The organism is Priestia sp. FSL W8-0001 (assembly GCF_038050335.1).
Classification (GTDB): domain Bacteria; phylum Bacillota; class Bacilli; order Bacillales; family Bacillaceae_H; genus Priestia; species Priestia flexa.
Genome location: NZ_JBBPAL010000001.1, coordinates 3,900,756 through 3,920,862, shown reverse-complemented (window position 1 = coordinate 3,920,862; position 20,107 = coordinate 3,900,756). Strand labels below are relative to the sequence as shown.

At 37.0% G+C, this 20,107-nt stretch carries 14 protein-coding genes; 10 read left to right on the top strand and 4 right to left on the bottom strand.

The annotated features are described in order from the left end of the window. Positions 1-188 precede the first annotated feature (188 nt). The 7 genes from MKZ18_RS20580 to MKZ18_RS20550 all read left to right on the top strand — a co-directional run bounded on the left by MKZ18_RS20580 (position 189) and on the right by MKZ18_RS20550 (position 10,755). On the top strand, positions 189-1,925 hold the full coding sequence (locus tag MKZ18_RS20580) for a cache domain-containing sensor histidine kinase (protein WP_225002283.1): 1,737 nt from the start codon (positions 189-191) through the stop codon (positions 1,923-1,925). A gap of 55 nt (positions 1,926-1,980) precedes the next feature. Beyond that, positions 1,981-3,153, top strand: coding sequence for a response regulator transcription factor (locus MKZ18_RS20575; RefSeq protein WP_225002284.1), 1,173 nt, complete (start codon positions 1,981-1,983; stop codon positions 3,151-3,153). Between the two features lie 24 nt (positions 3,154-3,177). Then, positions 3,178-4,452 carry an ABC transporter substrate-binding protein gene (locus tag MKZ18_RS20570; RefSeq protein WP_341344596.1) on the top strand — a complete coding sequence of 425 codons (1,275 nt, stop codon included), beginning with the start codon at positions 3,178-3,180 and terminating at the stop codon, positions 4,450-4,452. A gap of 239 nt (positions 4,453-4,691) precedes the next feature. Further along, positions 4,692-6,182, top strand: coding sequence for a glycoside hydrolase family 68 protein (locus MKZ18_RS20565; protein WP_100346542.1), 1,491 nt, complete (start codon positions 4,692-4,694; stop codon positions 6,180-6,182). Positions 6,183-6,327: 145 nt separating this feature from the next. After that, entirely contained in the window at positions 6,328-7,872 is a 1,545-nt protein-coding gene (locus MKZ18_RS20560) for a glycoside hydrolase family 32 protein (RefSeq protein ID WP_445936760.1), read from the top strand. Positions 7,873-7,997: 125 nt separating this feature from the next. Further along, a protein-coding gene (locus tag MKZ18_RS20555) for an IS3 family transposase (protein ID WP_144594449.1) occupies positions 7,998-9,148 on the top strand; the annotation gives its coding sequence in 2 pieces (ribosomal slippage) (positions 7,998-8,271 and positions 8,271-9,148; 1,152 coding nt in all). A 161-nt stretch (positions 9,149-9,309) separates the two neighbouring features. Continuing rightward, positions 9,310-10,755, top strand: coding sequence for a DEAD/DEAH box helicase (locus MKZ18_RS20550; RefSeq protein ID WP_341344595.1), 1,446 nt, complete (start codon positions 9,310-9,312; stop codon positions 10,753-10,755). 325 nt (positions 10,756-11,080) lie between these two features. Here the strand turns inward: MKZ18_RS20550 and MKZ18_RS20545 are convergent, their stop codons facing one another. Beyond that, entirely contained in the window at positions 11,081-12,532 is a 1,452-nt protein-coding gene (locus MKZ18_RS20545; protein WP_119543857.1) for an alpha-amylase, read from the bottom strand. A 180-nt stretch (positions 12,533-12,712) separates the two neighbouring features. On the opposite strand from MKZ18_RS20545, the gene proB reads away from it, so the two are divergent. The 3 genes from proB to MKZ18_RS20530 all read left to right on the top strand — a co-directional run bounded on the left by proB (position 12,713) and on the right by MKZ18_RS20530 (position 14,884). Continuing rightward, positions 12,713-13,534 carry a glutamate 5-kinase gene (gene proB, locus MKZ18_RS20540; protein WP_025910426.1) on the top strand — a complete coding sequence of 274 codons (822 nt, stop codon included), beginning with the start codon at positions 12,713-12,715 and terminating at the stop codon, positions 13,532-13,534. 117 nt (positions 13,535-13,651) lie between these two features. Further along, complete coding sequence (locus MKZ18_RS20535) at positions 13,652-14,413, top strand: threonine/serine exporter family protein (protein WP_025910425.1); 762 nt, start codon at positions 13,652-13,654, stop codon at positions 14,411-14,413. A 15-nt stretch (positions 14,414-14,428) separates the two neighbouring features. Further along, complete coding sequence (locus MKZ18_RS20530; RefSeq protein WP_025910424.1) at positions 14,429-14,884, top strand: threonine/serine exporter family protein; 456 nt, start codon at positions 14,429-14,431, stop codon at positions 14,882-14,884. A 56-nt stretch (positions 14,885-14,940) separates the two neighbouring features. On the opposite strand, the gene MKZ18_RS20525 is transcribed toward MKZ18_RS20530, so the two are convergent. The 3 genes from MKZ18_RS20525 to murJ all read right to left on the bottom strand — a co-directional run bounded on the left by MKZ18_RS20525 (position 14,941) and on the right by murJ (position 20,086). Continuing rightward, positions 14,941-17,013: an alkaline phosphatase family protein gene (locus MKZ18_RS20525; RefSeq protein ID WP_340841882.1), complete on the bottom strand. Its 2,073-nt coding sequence runs from the start codon at positions 17,011-17,013 to the stop codon at positions 14,941-14,943. Positions 17,014-17,181: 168 nt separating this feature from the next. Next, on the bottom strand, positions 17,182-18,555 hold the full coding sequence (locus tag MKZ18_RS20520; RefSeq protein WP_340841884.1) for an O-antigen ligase family protein: 1,374 nt from the start codon (positions 18,553-18,555) through the stop codon (positions 17,182-17,184). Positions 18,556-18,580: 25 nt separating this feature from the next. After that, positions 18,581-20,086: a murein biosynthesis integral membrane protein MurJ gene (gene murJ, locus MKZ18_RS20515; RefSeq protein ID WP_340841885.1), complete on the bottom strand. Its 1,506-nt coding sequence runs from the start codon at positions 20,084-20,086 to the stop codon at positions 18,581-18,583. Positions 20,087-20,107: the final 21 nt, after the last annotated feature.

Sequence of the window (20,107 nt, the reverse complement as noted above, 5' to 3'; positions counted from 1 at the left end):
TCATGAATTATAAATAGTAAATCTTATAAAAAAACCAGTATAAACCAAAAAAACATTATTTTACATATTTTTAGGGGTAGTAAGTATTACTTCGGTATGATTGACGTAATATAAGCCCTGTTATAGTCTATAAATGCTTTAGGAAGGGCTTTTCAGGTGGTTTAACAACATAGAAAAGGAGCCAATAAATGAGAAGCTTTCAAGTTCGATTATTACTGCTTCTAGTAATATTTATTATCTTACCATACTTCCTGTCGGTGTTTATTATTTATGGAAATACAAAAAGTAGCATTGAGAACAAGGAGTTGGAAAAAAGCCGTGAAGAGCTACGTGAAGCGGGAAATGATCTTGAGCAACACTTTGAAAAAATGATTACATTGCCGTATTCCGTTTATAACATGCCAGATATACTACAAGTTTTTGATGAGGGCTTGCCAAAAGAAAATAGCAGTAATTTTTTATCTTTTGAAAAGAGTATTGAAACATTTTCAGCGACAAGGCCAGAATTGGTGCAGCTTCGCTTTTATTTTCACAAGGAAAAAGAATCATTGATTGTTTATAAATCAAATTTGAGCGCACCAAAAACACAAAGTAATTATGTCAAGCACCCTCCATTTAAACAGCTTTATCAATCAGAGCAAGATTATGTGATTGAAGAACCGCATAAAGCTAAAAATTATGACAACGTTCCAATTATCCCTAAGACAGAAGATTCCATGGTAGTAACAATGCATCATAAAATTAAAAACATTTTAAGTGAAGAGTTTCTTGGCTTTCTAACAATGGATATTGATATTACTTCGTACTCTCCATTAGTAAAACAGCTTGAGGGAGACGATGGTACATCGGTTTTCTTACTTAACGAAGATTATAAAGTAATGTATTCCAGTGATCCAAAGCAAATGGGACAAACGATTAGTAAAAAGGAGCTTACAGCATTGAGTGAGTCAACAGAGCTTGTACTCACTGAAAGCTTACAGGCACCACTGAATAACTGGCGAGTAGTGAAGATTATTTCTAAAGATGCCTTGTTTCAAGATGCTAAAAAAGCGGCTTATACAAACGTTGTGTTGGGATTGGGCGTGGTAGTGCTGGGAGTAATTATGGTTTTTCTAATCTCACGCATTGTCACAAAGCCAATAAGAGTTTTGAGTGATAAAGTACGATCCATTGAAGGTGGAAACATGGATGTGACGCTTACAACTTCTCGCAAAGATGAGATTGGCCATTTAGAAAATCATATGCAAGAAATGCTGCACCGTATTAACAATCATATTGATCGGGAATATAAGTTGGAGATTGAAGTAAAGAAAAGTCAGCTAAGAGCGCTCAAGTCTCAAGTGAATCCACATTTCTTATTCAATGCTTTGCAGTCAATAGGCGCTGTTGCTTTAGATTCTGGAGCAAAAGGGGTTTATGGATTGATCATTTCTTTATCAAAGATGATGCGTTACTCATTGCAAGCAGATCAATTAGTAACAGTAGATAAAGAGCTAGACTATATCCATTCTTATTTGGTGCTACAAAAAGAGCGGTTTGGAGAAGAGGTCGATGTTCAATTCTCAGTAGATAAAGAAGTTGAGAATGAGCTTATTCCGAGTATGCTCCTACAACCTTTAGTTGAAAATTATTTTAAGCATAGCTATGAAAAGCATAGTGACGAATCACGTTTAGAAATTATTGGTGAAAAAGAAAGGGGAGTTATTAAGCTAGCAGTGAAAAGTTATGGTCCAACCCTTCAAGAAGCTGAGCTGAATTCACTTCGTCAAACCATTTATAACCGTAGTGCTACACAAAAAGGTATAGGGTTGAAGAATATTTATGATCGGCTATTGCTACATTTTGGTCATGAAGCAGCGTTTCATATTGATAGCCTAGAGGGAAAAGGCTTTGAGGTAATGATGACAATTCCTATTAATAAGTAGAATTTCAATTTGAATAAAACAGCTATTGATTTGACTGCTAAGGGAGGTAAATATAGTGAAAGCGTTGATTGTTGATGACGAGAAAAATGTTCGTAAAGTGATGCGCCAACTAGGAGAATGGGAAAGCGTAGGAATCAATGAAGTGTTAGAAGCTACTAATGGCATAGAGGCTTTGGAGATAATTGAAAAAGAAAAGCCTGGTGTGATTTTTACGGATATTAAAATGCCAAAAATGAGTGGTTTACAGCTGATTGAAAGGTTAAATCAACATTCGTATACAGGAAAAGTCATACTTGTTACGGGGTATGATGATTATACATTTATGCGCAAAGCTATTCAATTAAATAGCTTTGATTACTTGCTGAAACCAATTGACCCCGAAGCTTTTCAACAAGTGTTAACAAAAGTAGTAGACTCTTTAGAGGCAGAACAAGAAGAAAACGAAGAAATACTAGCCGAGGCTAAAAAACTTCGTCACAGTCAACTAATGACGTCCTTATGTTTAAATGAAGGAACAGATACAGCATTTTTACATTCAATAATTCCAGAAGCGGAAGAAATAGATTTTACACTGCTATATTTTTATCAAGGACATCAATCTGATCCTTGTATTAATGAGCTTTCAAATGAATTACAAGCGCGCAATATGGGAGCAACTTTTACATTTCAGGGTGAGGAGAATCTGTACATTGTCCTAACGGCAAAACATCAATGGGTTTATGTAGAGCGGTGGATAAGTGAAAATATTTCAATTCCAATTCGTTTGGTTCAAGATTCATTCTCTTTCTTTAATCAAATTCCAGAGGTGTTTCACGGTCTTTTGACAGCACTAAAGGGCAATCAATATCGAGCAATTCGTCAAGTGGATGAGCTAGAAGCACTGAAGCGTATGCAAGAAATAGTAGCATATGTAGAAGACTATTATATGGAAGATATTAGCCTCCAGAAACTATCAAAAATGTTTTTTTTAACAAGAGAACATATATCAAGGAAATTTAAAAAAGAAACGGGTATGACGCTATCTAAATATGTAACAAATTTAAGAGTAAGACAAGCGAAACAGTGGTTATTAGAAACGGCTGAAACCATTCATTCTATTTCGTTAATGCTTGGTTATCAGGATGAAAAGTATTTCTCGAAGCTGTTTAAGAAGGTAGTTGGTTTAACTCCTTTTGAATACCGGGCTTTATACGCCAATGTAAGAGATAGTGAAAAATCATCTATATAGGCTAAGAGAGGCAAGGGTGAACAAATGAAAGAAAAAATATGCTACCTGTTTTTTGTCTCTCTTTTACTGAGTGTGTTGACAAGTTGTGGTTCTTCAAACGCTCAAACTGAAACGGAAAATAAAGAAACAGAACAGGTCGTCTTAACTATACGTAATCCTAAAGTCGAAATTGCAACGCAGTTTGAACAAATGGTACAGGAGTATGAAAGACAGAACCCAAATGTCAAAATCCATGTCGAAACGGTGGGTGGAGCATCGGATGATTTCTCTGATATCATTGCCCAAATTGCTGCAGGTCAAGGGCCCGATATCTTTACAAATATCGGCTATGATGCGACAAAAGAATGGATTAATTATTTAGAAGACTTGAGTAGCCAGCCTTGGGTTGAAAAAGCATATCCTGATACGTTAAAGCCAATTACGGTAGAAGACAAAGTATATGGCATGCCGATGGATATTGAAGGTTTTGGAATTGTTTATAATAGAGAGCTATTTCAAAAAGCTGGTATTCAATCTATTCCTCGCACGTATTCAGAGTTAAAAGTGGCAGCAGAGAAGCTTAAAAACATCGGTGTTACGCCTTTTGCAAACGGCTATTACGAAGAGTGGAAGTTGGGTTATCACTTAACTAGCCTTGCTTTTGCAATTCAGCAAGATCCAATAAAATTTAATCATCAGCTGAAAAAAGGGAAAGAAAGCTTTACGACAAACGTAATCGCAAAAGATTTGTTATCATTCTTAGACTTAACTCTCCAATATGGAAATCAATCTGCAACGAAAACAGATTATTATACTGAAGTGGAGATGTTAGCAAATGAAGAAGCAGTGATGATACTGCAGGGAAGCTGGGTACAGCCGCTATTAGATGAGGAAGCTCTCGATAAGTCGTTTGGTATTTTTCCAGTTCCATTAAATGATAAAGCCAACAGCAAAATCTTAACAGGTGTTCCAAACTACTGGGTTGTGAATAAAAAAGCATCTTCAATAAAAAAGCGAGAAGCTAAAAAATTCTTAAATTGGATGGTTTCATCAAGTGAAGGTCAGCAATTTATGACTGAACGGTTTGACTTTGCTCCAGCTTTTAAGCATATAAAAACAAATGATATAGGTCCCATTAGTAAAGAAGTACTGAATGTTTACCACACGAAAGAAACCTATAATTCCAATTGGTTTGCTTATTCATCATCTGCTAAGCGAGAAGCAGGTCGTACGCTAAAAAGATACTTAAATCGAGAGCTTTCAAAAGATGAAACACTTAGACAGTTAGATGAAGTTTTACGAGAAGATAGCAAGCCATAATCATTGAAGCCCTTTTTCGATTTGAGAAAGGGCTTCTTTTGTCGTTCTTTTGTCATGTATATCAATTTAAGACGAAAACTCAATCAATTTATGCCGTATTCAGTCGAAGCATTGTTTTTTATACTTAATGTATCAGGTATGGAACGAACGATCAATCAAGCCGGAACCAATTTAAGCCAAAGAAGTATCGTCCGTGTCTTACCAAAGCAGTGAAAACTATCTATTAGGAGGAAAAATTGATGAACTTTCGTAATTTTGCGTCAAAAGCAACGGTAGCATCCTTAAGTGCAGCAATTTTATTAGGAGGTAGCTTTACACCTGCTTCTGCTCAAGGTAAAGGTGTAGATGAAGCACAAGCAAAATCCTATAAAGAAACGTACGGTACTTCACAAATTACGCGTGAAGCAATGAAGAACATGGTAAACCAACATGGTGACAAGCGCTATACGGTACCAGGCTTTGATGAATCAACAATTAAAAATGTAGAATCAGCTGTTAAAACAGATAAAAATGGAAACAAAATTAAAATGGACGTATGGGATACGTGGCCATTGCAAAATGCTGACGGTACGGTAGCGGAATATAACGGTTATCACATTGTATTTGGTTTAGCTGGAGATCCTAAGAACCCTAACGATACATTTATCTACATGTTCTATAAAAAAGCAGGAGACAATTCCGTTGACGCTTGGAAAAATGCTGGTCGTGTATTTGACGATAATGACAAGTACGAAGCAAACGACGAGCACTTAAAAGGACAAATAGAAGAATGGTCAGGATCTGCATTATTCACAGATGACGGTGAAATTCGCTTATTCTATACAAACCGTGGTGATTTTAATGAAAGCCAAAAATTATTCGGTAAACAAACTCTTACAACAGCACAGGTTAATGTTTCTGAACAACAAGAAAACACGCTGAAAGTTGACGGTGTTGAAGATCATAAATCAATCTACGAAGGTGGAGACAGCAAAACGTATGAGTCTGTAAACAAAGCTTTCGAAGATCGTAACTTTATGAACAACCATACGCTACGTGACCCTCACTACATTGAAGATAAAGGTCGCAAATATTTAGTTTTTGAAGCAAACACAGGTACTGAATATGGTTATTCTGGTGAAGAGTCTCTTTATAATCGCGCTTACTACGGCAACGGTATGAAGTTCTTCCGCGATGAGTTTAAGAACCTTGACAATAGTGATAAGAAAGATGAAGCAGAGCTTGCAAACGGTGCGATTGGTATCGTTGAAATTAACGATGACTACACGTTGAAAAATGAAATGAAGCCACTAATTGTATCAAATACAGTAACAGATGAAATTGAACGTCCCAATATCTTCAAAAAAGATGGCAAGTTCTATTTATTTACAAGCACACGTGGTTCTAAAATGACGACTGATGGTGTCGATGATAAAGATATTTACATGCTTGGCTATGTGTCAAATTCTTTAACAGGTCCATATAAACCAATGAATGACACAGGTATTGTATTGCATCAAGATTTAGATCCAAATGATGTAACATGGACATACGCACACTACGTGATTCCACAAAAAGACTCTGACAAATTTGTTGTAACAAGCTATATGACAAACCGCGGATTCTTTGAAGATAAGAAATCAACGTTTGCACCTTCATTCTTACTTGATATGAAAGGCAACAAATCTTCAGTTGTCCAAAATGGTACTTTAGAACAAGGTCAAATCACGTATGATGAAAAGAAAAAATAATCTTTGATATGAAATGAAAAAGAAAATGTCATGATAGTGGCATTTTCTTTTTATTTATTGGGTAAAACCATTGGGTGACATAATACTTTTAATGAAGCGTGGTGATAGTATGGGCAGGTTGAATTCAATACAGAGAAGGTGGACTATGCTAGTTATCATTTTAGCAATCATAATAGGCGCTAGCATTTATGTATGGATGAATCAAATGAATAAAGAAGATAAGAGCGAAAAAAAACCTGTGGAATCAACATCTTATCGCTCGTCTTACCATTTTACGGCACCTGATAAATGGAAAAATGATCCACAAAAGCCGATTTTCTATAATGGACAGTATCACTACTATTACCTTTACAATAAGGATTATCCCGATGGTAATGGAACTGAATGGCGCCATGCAACTTCGGAAGACCTTGTTCATTGGAAAGATGAAGGAGTAGCAATTCCAAAGTACACGAATAAAAATGGAGATCCATGGTCAGGTTCTGTTGTTGTTGATCGTAACAATACAGCTGGATTTGGAGAGGATGCGTTTATCGCAGTTGTAACGCAACCTTCAGAAGACGGAGGGAAGCAAGAGCAGTATTTATGGTATAGCACAGATGAAGGAAAAACGTTTCAAAGTGCTGGCGATGAACCTGTATTATCCAATCCTGGCATAGAAGATTTTCGCGATCCCAAAATTATATGGGACGATGAACGTGATAAATGGGTGATGCTGCTTGCAGAAGGTTCTAAAATTGGATTTTATGAATCAGGGAATCTGAAAGAATGGAAGTTCACTGGTGACTTTCAAACGGAGGATTATGGCGTATTAGAGTGTCCAGATTTATTCCAAATGAGAGGCCCTAATGGCACTGTTAAGTGGGTGCTTGGTATGAGTGCAAATGGTGAAGCAGTCGATAAACCAAACAACTATGCTTATTGGATCGGTGACTTTAATGGAGAGAACTTTGAAAAAGAGCATGAAGAGCCCCAGTGGCTAGATTACGGTTTTGATTGGTATGGTGGCGTTACATTTGAAGATGGCCAGGCTGACGACAAGTTAAACAAGCGTTACGGACTTGCTTGGATGAACAAATGGTCATATGCAGACAACACTCCTACCATGGAAGCCGACGGATTTAATGGAACGGATTCAATTGTTCGAGAAATTACGCTACAAGAAGATGAACAGTACGGTTACGCATTAGCCTCTCAGCCTGTGGCTGATTTAAAACAGCTTGTAAAATCGGAGAAAAAATATAATGATATAACATTAATAGATGAATCTAACACACTGGACATGAAGGGAGAAACGTACCGAATAGAAGCTGATGTATCTTGGGAAGACAGCGAAAATATTGGTTTGCGTTTACGTGAATCAGAGGATAAGTCTCGACATGTTGATGTGGGATTAGCTATTTCTGAAAACTATTCCTACGTAAATCGAGCGTTTGTAGAAAATCCAGACGAAGAGAAAAAGTTTCAAGAAAGCCAAGCGCCTTTTGGTGGTAATAACAAAAATGCACGTCTTACGGTTCTCGTTGATAAAACAAGCGTAGAAGTGTTTATAGACGGTGGGAAAGTGGTGCATACCAATTTAGTATTTCCCTTAGCTGAAGACCAAGGCATTTCGCTATTTTCTTCTGGTGGTACAGCGACGTTTGAAAATGTGAAGGTTGAAGAGTTAGGAACAAATCAAAAAAAGTAAATAAGAATATGAAAAAGCTTCGGCCATAAGTGGGACTGACCCCATAAAGTGAGACAAATAAAAAACACCTTTAAGTTGAAAACTGGGTATGTAGTACCTAACAATCACTTGGAGGTGTTTTTTCTATGGGAACAAGAGTCAGTTATCCAGTCGAAATAAAGTTAAAAGCGATTGAAATGAGGTTAGCCGGTGTACCTGTAAAAGAAGTCTTATCACAACTAAACATTCGGAATCCTACCCAATTAAAAACATGGATGAAGTGGTATCAAAATGGGGATGTACACCGGTTGGAACAGCCAGTAGGCAAGCAATATGCCTATGGAAAAGGTCCTGATTTTGAAAACGAGACAGCTAAGTTAAAGACTGAGAACCGACAATTAAAGCAACAAATCGAGATTTTAAAAAAGTACAAGGAATTGGAAAGGAAGTGGTACCAGAAATCGCAGTGAACCTAGTGGAAGAGTTAAAAGAACAAATCCCTATTTATCAAATCTGTTTCCATCTTGGTATTCCTCGGTCCACTTACTACCGTTGGAAGCAGCATAGTCAACAGGATACACGAAAGAAATGGATGGAACAGCAAGTGGGTGAACAATGTCGTGCACACAAGTTTCGATATGGCTATCGGAAGATCACAGCTGTACTCAAGCGAACCATGAAGATTAACCACAAGTTTGTGCAGCGTACCATGCAGAAATACGGTTGGCAATGTCGCGTTAAACGGAAGAAACGGCAGCGAACAGGGCAACCTTATCAGGTTGCAGAGAATATATTAAATCGTGACTTTCGAGCTGAACGCCCTCTTCAAAAGCTTGTGACCGATATTACGTACTTGCCTTTTGGGCCGAAACCATTGTATCTTTCAAGTATTCAAGATTTATTTAACGGAGAAATTATTGCGTATTCCATTGGTGATTGTCAAAATGTCGCGTTTGTTTTAGACACGCTTAACCAACTCCCTTCTCTACCGGAAGGGTGCACGTTGCATAGTGATCAAGGCTCTGTGTACACATCGTATGCTTATCAACAAACAATTAAAGAGAAAGGCATTATCATGAGTATGTCCCGAAAAGGGACGCCTGCAGATAATGCCTCAATTGAATCGTTTCATTCCTCACTAAAGTCTGAAACGTTCTACCTTGACGAGTTGACATACACTACGACTACCATCATAGAGCAAACCGTCAAAAGCTATATTACGTATTATAACCATGCCCGTATTCAAACAAAATTAAACAACCAGTCTCCTGTACAATACAGAAAACGGGTTGTTTAAAAGGTGTTTTGATTCCTGTCTCAAAAACAGGGGTCAGTCCCAGTAGCCGAAGCTTTTTTATTGTTTGTTCTCTCTCATAAATCGTTTATACTAATAAAAGCTTATAAAGTGAATTCTATATGTAACAAGGAACGTTAAATAATAAAAAAGCGAGGAACCATATGTCCAGTTCAACATTTACTGATTACGCAATTAGTGATCCAATCATAAAGGCCATAGATGCCTTAGAATATAACCAACCAACACCAGTTCAAGCGCGTGTTATTCCCGAAGTATTAGAAGATAAAGACGTAATTGTAACCTCACAAACAGGAAGCGGAAAAACAGCTTCCTTTGCCATTCCACTATGTGAAAAAGTAGATTGGCTTGAAAACAAGCCACAAGTACTTGTGCTGACGCCTACCCGTGAATTAGCGGCACAGGTTAGTGATGAAATGAAGAGTATCGGTCGCTATAAGCGTGTTAATAGCGTGGCCATCTACGGCCGACAGTCTTTTATGAAGCAAAAGACTATGCTAAAACAAAAAACGCATATCGTAGTGGGGACACCTGGCCGCGTCTTAGATCATATTGAAAAAGGCACGTTATCTGTTGAATGTTTAAAATATGTTGTATTAGACGAAGCAGACGAAATGTTAAATATGGGTTTTATTGATCAAGTATCAGCGATTCTAGATAAGCTTCCGACTAGTCGAACTACGATGCTTTTCTCTGCAACGTTTCCAGCTGATATTGAAGGTTTAGCTAAGAAATATATGATTAATCCTGAGTGTATCCAAATCGAAACAGTAGGAAAAGCACCGCAGCTTATTACACATCACGTGATGGAAGTGGAAGAAGGGAGTAAGCTTTCCTTGTTATCAGATGTCACGGTTGCTGAAAACCCAGATAGCTGCATCATCTTTTGTCGAACACAAGAACGAGTAAAAGAAGTTTTTCAGTACTTAGACGAACGTGATTATTCTGCTGATTTACTGCACGGAGCGATGGTTCAAGAAGATCGATTTGAAGTAATGGATGACTTTAAGCGCGGTGAGTTTCGCTATCTAGTAGCCACTGACGTTGCTGCTAGAGGAATTGACGTCGAAGATATTACGCTTGTCATTAACTTTGATTTCCCACTTGAAAAAGAAAAATACGTGCATCGTACGGGTAGAACAGGACGTGCTGGTAAGTCAGGAAAAGCCATTACGTTTATGACGTCTTATGAGCAAAAGTTCTTAGAAGAAATTCGTGAATACAGCCAAGCTGATATTCAGTTAAGTAACCCACCATCTGTTGAAGAAGTAAAAGCTAACAGAACGGCTTTTCAAGAGAAAATGGAAGCACCGGTAGTTCTAAGAGAAGAGAAGCGTGAAAAAGTTAACCAAGATATTATGAAGTTATATTTTAATGGCGGTAAGAAAAAGAAAATTCGTGCGGTTGATTTTGTGGGAACTATTGCTAAATTGCCTGGTATGTCCGCTCAAGATATTGGGATTATTACCATCCAAGATAATCATTCGTACGTTGAGATTCTAAACGGTAAAGGTCCATCTGTATTGAAGGGATTAAAAAATAAAAGCATCAAAGGCAAGAAGTTAAAAGTGCATGAAGCGAAAAAGTGAAAAAGAGACTGAGACATAAGTAGTTCAGCCTCTACTATACCTGAACGGTTGAGAGTTCATAACTTTTAATCGTTCAGGTTTTTTTGGTTGATTGTGAAAACACTGTTGGAAACAGGGTGGAATGGAGCGTAGGACACTCGACTCCTGCGGGAAAGAGAGGAAAAACTGAGATCCCGCAGCGCAGCGAGGAAGCTCAGGTTCCTCCCCGCGGAAAGCGAGTGACCGTAGCGCAATGGAACGAACGTGTTCAGACAAACCAAAAAGATGGGAACAGCTATTGTTCGTCTCTTAGAAGCAATCATTTTGTTATGTCCCAAACTCTTTTCTATTGTTTAATCCATACGGATACACTTTGACTATTAACCGTAAAACAACCATAGCCATTCTCATCAATTGTAACCTGATCGTCTCGTTTTTCAAGCATATCAATCCAAGTACTACCAGCGTGCTCTTTTCCTACAAACATTTGCTTATCTCCTTCATCTCCATTTGAAAGAATGACAGCACAGCCAGAGCCTTCAATAGAGGGGTCTCCATGACGAACCCAGCCAATTGTATTGGGATGATCGAAATAGTCATCTTGGTCTCCATACGCTTTGTGGTAGCGCACCGATAAAAGCTTTGTGAGCATGTCCTTTTTTGCATCCATAGGGTTGTCCCCAGAGATACCGAAGAAATCCCCATAAAATATGCATGGGTATCCATCTTTTCGAAGTAAAATTAAGGCGTACGCTAATTCTTTAAACCAGTCTTCTATCCATGATTCAAGGGACTCGTTGGGCTGCGAATCATGATTATCTACAAAGGTAACCACATCTAATGGATGGATTTGGACAAGTGTATCATCAAATACTGTTTGTAAATCAAAATCTCTTCCTTTTTGTGAAGCTTCATATAACTTGTAGTGAAGAGGAACGTCGAAAATATCAATACCGTGTTCAACATGATCTAAAAAATCTGCTGCTGTTCTTAAGTCAGGATGCCAAAACTCGCCTATAAAATAAAAATCTTCTCCTTGCTCAGCAGCGACTTCTGATACAAATTCTTTGATAAAGTTATAGTTAATATGCTTAATGGCATCCAGTCGGTAGCCGTCACAATTTAACGTTTCTGCTAGCCATTTTCCCCAGGAAATCATTTCACCCTTAACATCGGGATGGTCGTAATCAATGTTGGCATACATGAGATAATCATAGTTTCCAAATTCCTGATCCACCTCTTCATTCCACTTTTTATTTTCACCAAGGATTTTAAAGATACCAGAACGATCTTCTTTAGCATCATAGTCTGTCCCGTTAAAATGTGTAAAATTCCATTGGAAATCTGAGTACTTATTGTTTCGACCGTTAAATGTAAATTTTGTCCACCCTTCAATATCAAAAGGCTCAGATATTTCGTTTGTTCGATTATCAGCATCTACTTCAATTACCTGAAAGGTCTCTGTTTCATCAGCCCCTGCTTTGTGGTTCATGACAATGTCAACATACACGCTGATTCCGTGGTCATGACACGCTTGAATTGCTTCGTGTAATTGCTCTTTTGTTCCATACTTTGTAGCGGTGCTTCCTTTTTGCTCAAATTCACCTAGGTCATAGACGTCGTATACGCTATAGCCATTGTCATCAGGTGAAGATGCCTTTGTAACTGGAGGAATCCAAACAGCATCAATGCCGGCTTCCTTTAGCTCAGGTGCTACTTCCTTTAAACGATTCCAATGATTTTGGTCAGCTGGCAAATGCCATTCAAAAAACTGAATCATTGTGTGATTACGTTCCATTCATCTCATCCTCTCACACCCGTTTTCTAGTTATATTCCTACTATGCGTCTTATCTAAACCATGTATAAAGGAAATAATTTCAAAAACAGAAATTATCGAGTAATCAAAAAGAATAAGACTTTTCTGATGAAGTCTGCTATAATTTTTTAAAATTATAAGCTTTTGGAGGAATGAACAGCATGGGGTATCGAGATCAATTACATAGCTGTAAACGTATCGTTGTCAAAGTAGGGACATCAACTTTAACATACGACAATGGAGAGATTCATTTAGGGCGCATTGAAAAATTAACGCGTGTTTTGTCTGATTTAATGAATTCAGGTAAAGAAGTGGTATTGGTTACATCAGGTGCAGTGCAAGTAGGAGTCAAGAAATTAAAGTTAGCAAATCGACCAACGTTAATTCGCGACAAGCAAGCAGCGGCCGCTGTAGGACAGTCAGAATTAATGCATATTTATAGTAAATTTTTCGGAGAATATAGTCATATTGTGGGGCAAGTGTTGTTAACCAAAGACGTTATTGAAGATGAACACGTTCGAAATAACGTCGTCAATACATTTGAAAAGTTGATTGAAGACCGCGTCATTCCAATTGTTAATGAGAATGATACCGTAGCAATTGACGAAATTGAGAATATTGTACGCTTTGGAGATAACGATAATTTATCGGCTATCGTTTCAGTACTTATTCAAGCTGATTTATTGGTGATTTTATCAGATATTGATGGCTTCTTTGACTCAGATCCAACAAAAAATGAGAATTCGATGCTTATTAAAGTCATTGAAAAAATCACGCCTGAGCTAGAAGAGTTTGCGGGAGGTAGTGGAACTTCTGTGGGAACAGGTGGAATGGTAACAAAATTAACGGCTGCGAAGCGTGCTACGGTAGAAGGGATTAACGTGGTTTTAGCAAACGGTAAAGACCCCGCTATCCTACGCGATTTAATTAATGGTAAAGAGCTAGGAACGCTGTTTTTATCTCAAAAGCAAAAAGTCCGTTAAGAAAAAAGTGTGGGAAATCCACACTTTTTTTAATTAAGCATTGCGTATCATCCTTTGTTTCTTATACACTGTATGCTGTAAGAAACAAACCAGACTTTAGACGTTTGGAGTGAGAAGATGAAAGAAAAGAAATTAGATAGATATGATATTATGGACGTCTGCTTACTGGCAGGGAAAATTATGCTAGAAAGTGGAGCAGAGACATATCGAGTAGAAGATACAATGATGAGGATTGCTGCTTCATTTGGCATTAAAACATCACATAGCTATGTAACTCCAACCGGAATTATGTTTTCTCTGGAGACGAGTGAGCCCACTAAAACGAAGCTCATACGTATTTCTGAACGTACAACAGATTTAAAGAAAGTAACGTTAGTTAACAGCGTATCGCGTCAAATCAGTCAAGGTCAACTGCAATTAGAAGAAGCATATGACGCTTTAGAAACTATCGCAGAATCCAACGTTGCGTTTCCTTTATGGGTCCAGCTCGCGGCTGCTTCTATTTCAAGCGGCTGTTTTTTAATCATGTTTCAAGGTCAATGGTTAGACTTCATTCCAGCTATGTTAGCCGGAGGACTTGGCTTTTTAGCACTTGTCTATTTCCATCGTATTATTCCAATTAAATTCTTTGCCGAGTTTACTGCTTCTCTAACCATTGGTACGCTTTCACTGCTATTTGTCACAATCGGTGTTGGAAGTGAACTTGATAAAATTATTATTGGATCGGTTATGCCTCTGGTGCCAGGGCTTTTAATTACCAATGCTGTAAGGGACCTAATGGCAGGACACTTGTTATCGGGTTTGTCTAAAGGTGCAGAGGCTTTCTTAACGGCTTTTGCCATTGGTGCTGGAATCGCAGTTGTATTTACATTGTTATAAGAAGGAGGGCTGCATATGACAATCATTGAGCAAATTATTACAAGCTTTATTGCTTCTGCTGCGTTTGGTATTATTTTTAACGTTCCACGTGAATCATTATTAAAGTGTGGTTTTGTTGGAATGATTGGCTGGTTAATTTACTTTCTGATGACGATGTACAATATTGATGAAGTACCAAGTACAGTAGCATCTGCGTTTTTTATTGCAATTATTAGCCAAATTTATGCAAAGGTATATCGCATGCCCATTATTATTTTTACAGTTGCAGGTATTATCCCACTCGTACCGGGGGGAATTGCCTATGACGCCATGCGAAACTTCGTAGAAAATGATTACAATACAGCAATTAGCTTAGCTGCAAAAGCATTTATGATTTCAGGATCAATTGCCATTGGAATCGTGTTTTCGGAAGTAGTTAATCAAATTATTCGACAGTCGAAATTAAATGTGAAAGCAAAATATCGTCCATAAAGAAAAGAGGTCCCCCAACCTCATTGAAACGAATCAATGGAGATGAGAGACCTTTTTTATTTATATAATGACTCTTTTCCATATTGCTTTCCGGATAAGGTGTCGAATTCTAATAGTTGATATTGCTTCATATATTGAATAGCGTCTCGCTTTAAAGAAGAGGTGTCATGAACAACTTCTCCTTCATCATTTAGATAAATTTGCTTACGAAATGCTGGAATATGTTCTTTCATTTTTAATAAATAGCTATAAAATAGAGTTGGCTTATAGTTTAATTCATCTACAATCATTGGCGCAAAATACATAGGACTAATCGTTCCTAACTCTTGCTCCATGTTTAAATTAAAGTTCGCCATAAATAAGAGTGGTGTTTCATAAAATTCTTTTGATTTTTGAAATTCGTCTGTGTTGCCAAAGCCACCCTCTATATAGCCTTGAAGATTTTTTCCTAGAGCAGGTAAATGATCTCCCCAAAATACAACAAGTGTAGGTTCATCGAGTTTTTGTATTTCAGTTTCTAATTTCTTCAGGGCGTCATCGGACTGCTTAATACCTTCAGCATAAATTTCAATTTCGCTTTTCATTTCAGGAGATAAGTTGTCACCTTCAACAGATATTGTTTTTTCACCATTATACTTTGTAGCTGGATATGGAAGGTGATTTCCGATTGTCACGGCGTGAATAAAAGCTGGCTTATCTGATTTTTTTAACGTATCTAAAACTTGATTAACAACTGAATCGTCCGAAACAAATCCTTCGTTATCTTTTTCCGTAAAGTCCATTTCATCAATAAATAAACTTTTTTCAAATCCTAGGTTTGGATAGACGTTTTGACGCATGTACATAATACCGTTATTTGGATGCATTGCTTCCGTATAGTAGCCTAATTCATTTAGATAAGAAGCAAACGAAGGATATTCTTTTTTGCTTAAAATGTGTTGAAAAGGCAAACCACCAGGGTTAAACGTATTCATTGAATAACTTGTTAGTGCTTCAAACTCTACGTTAGCTGTTTCGCCACCAAATGCAGGGCTGAGCATGGACCCAGAAGGGTACTTCTTCATTAGTTCTTTTGTGTGCTCTAATGGATCTTTTGAAAAAGAAAGGTCTAGCTTGGTAGGGTCCCAAAAAGATTCATTCATGACAAAGACAATGTTTGGTTTTTTGTCTGCTTTAGAATCACTACTGAATGGCTTCACTTCTTTTTTCATATTCTCGACAGCAGCTGTGACGCGTTTTTCAGAGTAACCCTCAGGTTCTTCCAAAATATTTGTCTTGATATTCGAAATCATGCCGATAACGGGACCGTTATAATAATAATTATTTTGCTGATTCCACGGCATAATGGCTGAATATTTTTCATAGTACTTTTCCGCAAAGGTATCTTCAAAAAACAGGAATGATTTTGAGATAAACATGATTGGAAGAATGAGTATAATACGGATTCGCCAATCAATTTTTAACTTAGGTGAACGTAACCATAGAACGAACAAGGCTATTACGCTAATAACCACAAATATGGTGGTTGAAAGGGAGATAGACTCTCGAATCATTGGTATAACCTCTTTTAATTGGGTAACTTGAATGAAATCATTCGGGAAGAGCGGTTCGTTTCTAAAAATCTTTTTGTAGTGGTTCGTTAACGCAAGGATAAAAAACAATAGAATTGAAATTCCACTACCAATATAGACTTCCCCCGTCAGCAAAATGACTCCAAATGCTAGTAAACCAAGAATAAATGAGCTTAATAAATAGCGATCTGTATACTCTTGAATCCATTCAATCGATTTACCAAGCTGATGTAAATCAATATGATAAATGAGAAATAAAAGGGCACCTACCAACCCAATAAACGTTGCAAATAAAAATGCAGAAATAAGATGGTAAACTCTAGAATTAGCAACCTGAGTAATTAGTTCTTTTTTAACAAGTATCCAAACAGTTAGAAAGCTTAATAATAAAGCGATAAGGCTAACAAGTATCGTAAAAAAGGCGGTGTGAATCTGCGCCCAATCAAAAGCGAGATTGTAGTCACCTGTAAATGAAATTATGGTTATCCCATATAAAAATATCGTTAGGAATAAGTAAAAGATAAAGGTAGGTAAAAACTGAATGATGCGCTGATACATAAAGCATTCCCCCAAAAAAATAATAGCTTTACAATCTTAACATAAATTTAATATTTTTGAAGGGAAAATGTTTTGGAAGGATAGATCAAAGGTAAATAACAAAAGACGGTTTTACCTGTAAATATTATAAAAAGCCGTTAAAGGATGGAGACCTCTAACGGCTTTAATTTAATCTAACGTATTTGATTTATAAAAGTGTATACAAGCAAGGTATGCCGCTGTTACAGCAAAATAAATAGTTACAGCGGGTGCCGTAAAGACGTGACCAGCAACAAACGCAATACCTAGTGCCAGTACAACAGATGTGCTATACATCATAAATGACTCATTCCAAAGCTGTGAAGGTTCGCTAATGAATCGTTTTACTACGTATAGAGCAATAATTAGAAGAGGTAAAATCCATAGGATAAATCCGATAATACCAAGTGAGAAGAATAGGTCATAAAAGTCCATTTCAATCATCTTTGGTGGTTGTTCTTCTGTGTAATTCCCTGCATAGCCCATCCCGACAAGCTTACGGGCGATAGGAGCTTCTGCATACTGCTCTTTATGGTGAGCTAAAAAGTCTTCGCGACTACTTAAAATAAGATTTTCAATATCGCTATTGTCTAACTTTTGTCGCTTTTTCTTTTTAGTATCAGTAGCACCATCTTCTTCTGACTGCTCTGGTTGCTGCTCTTTCTTTTTATTTTCTAGCAAATCGATATGCGCATATGTGTTTGTGAAAGCAGGAGAGATAGGAGTTGTAACTCCAACTACTACCAACAAAATAATTGAGATAACTAAATTAGATTTTACTGCACGTTGTTTTGTTGCAAAGAGTTTAAGTACTAATACAACAAATGCAACCCCTAACGATAAAATAACAGCTCCTAATCCTACCTTTGTTCCAATCATAATTGAAGATACTGCAAGTAAAATAAACGGAATCCAAAAGTAAAATTGCTTTAACGACTGTGTTTTCTTTAAGCCAAATAAAAGTGTTAAAGGTAATAATAGAGCAACGATTGCTCCAAGTTCGTTAGCAGCGTAAAACCAGCCTTTAAATCCAGTTTTATTGTATTGATAACTTTCTAAAGCTGTACCAGTAAGCATGGTGCCAATGAACACAATACTGATAATAAGAGAAGCAGTTAATAAGTTTTTATTGAGAGCTTTTGAGACATTTACAGATTGGCGATACATTGTAAAAACCACAATAGCTCCTAAGAGCGTTACGTTCATATAAACAACTTTATTAAAGAACTTTACTTCTTGAGCTAAATAGTAAGGGTCTTTCCATTGACTATTAAAGTAAATATTAACACCAAGGAATAGTGCAAAGACAATTAAATAAAGAATTGAATATCTGGCCCACTTGGACTTTTTGAAAAATACCAGTAAGATAATCCCCACAAATACCATATACATGAACCGGATAATAACACCGATTGAAAGAGGACTTTCTACATTTAAAACCATGTATGTTGTTAGCATATCAATAATTGGCTGTATTGAAATAAAACCAACAAACAGAAAAAATAACCAGTATGTGTTCTTCATATAGTAATCTCCTGTTTTAGTGAATTTAACGTTTTCGTTTACGTAAAACCATCATAATGCCATCTACTTTAAATATAAACGTCGATATTAAGTATACTAAACCTCCCACTAAGCATACAACCGTAAATCGACCCAGAACATGCAGGTCGTTTAAAGCTTGTATATCCTTCAGGATGTACATAGCGACCATAACGGGGATGCTAGCTACTAAAATTTTTGTTGTTTCCTTTAGTAAATAGCGGAAGTGGAAGCCATTGATGAGACGATTTAGCATAACGAACACAATGGCAGTATAGAAAAACCCCACAACGGACATTGAAAGTGCAAGCCCTTGATAACCTAAAAACTTCGTGAATGTTAAGTTAAAAATGACATTCAGTAGGATTGACAGTAGTCCGATACGCATTATAACGTGGCCTTTTCCTAATGAATAGAAGCCTTTTGCTAAAATTGCTTGTAGTGAGTAAAAGAACACCGATCCAAAATAATAATAAGAAGCATCAGTAGTTTTCAAGGTAGATGTAGCGTCAAATGCACCACGTTCATAAGCAATTTGAACAATATCTTTCATATAAAAGCTCATAATCACAAGTGTCGGAACAAGTAACATCAGCATAAATGTTAGCCCTTTTTCGATTCCTGTTTTAAACCGCTCTTCATTTTTATCGTTCAGAGCTTTTACAATGAGTGGGTAAATGATTGTCGCAACGGTCACACCAAAGATTGCTTGGGGAATACTAACTAATCGAAAGGCATAGTTCAAGTAAGAAATAACGCCTTCTCCAAATGACCCTGCAAAAAAGAAGTTAACTGTTAGGTTAATTTGTCCCACCATGATGGTAACACCCACAGGAATAAAAACTTTATAAAAGATCTTAACTTCTTCTCTATCTATCTTCTGCTTCCATAGCAGAAGATTCTTTGGTTTAAAGTACACAACTTTAATGAGAAAGGAAGCAAGAGTTCCTAATAGATATCCTAAGGCAATAGCGTATCCACCTATTACATCCTGGAGTAAAATCGTACTTAAGATAGTAAATAAGACAACAACGGTTTGAGAAAATACAGAGAAGGAATATTGACTGTTAGCATCAAATACACCTTCATATACCGCATTTACCCCAACTAAAGAAAGCGATAAGAAGTATAAAATTGCGGTATAGATACCAATATCAATCGCTGCTTTAGAAAAGTTAGGGTAGCTAGCAGGAAAATAAAAGAATGCTGCTATCGAGCCTAAAATAGAGATGACTAAGCAAATAAAAAACGTAGACTTTACAATGTTTGTAAGGTGCGATTTCCCTTTTCCTTCTTTTTCGTAGCGCAAATAGCTAGGGATAAAAGCATCTTTCATGCCCGTGAGCATAAATAGAATAAATGCGTTGGGAATAATCATCGCTGCGTTATAGGCATCTACGATATAGCTTGTACCAAAGTAATTGGCGATTACTAAATCTCGAATCATACTGGAAAACTTTAAAAACAAGGTTGAAACAAGTAATAAAATACTTGCAATCTTTAAGCTTTTCATAAATTAAAACTCCTGCCTTTA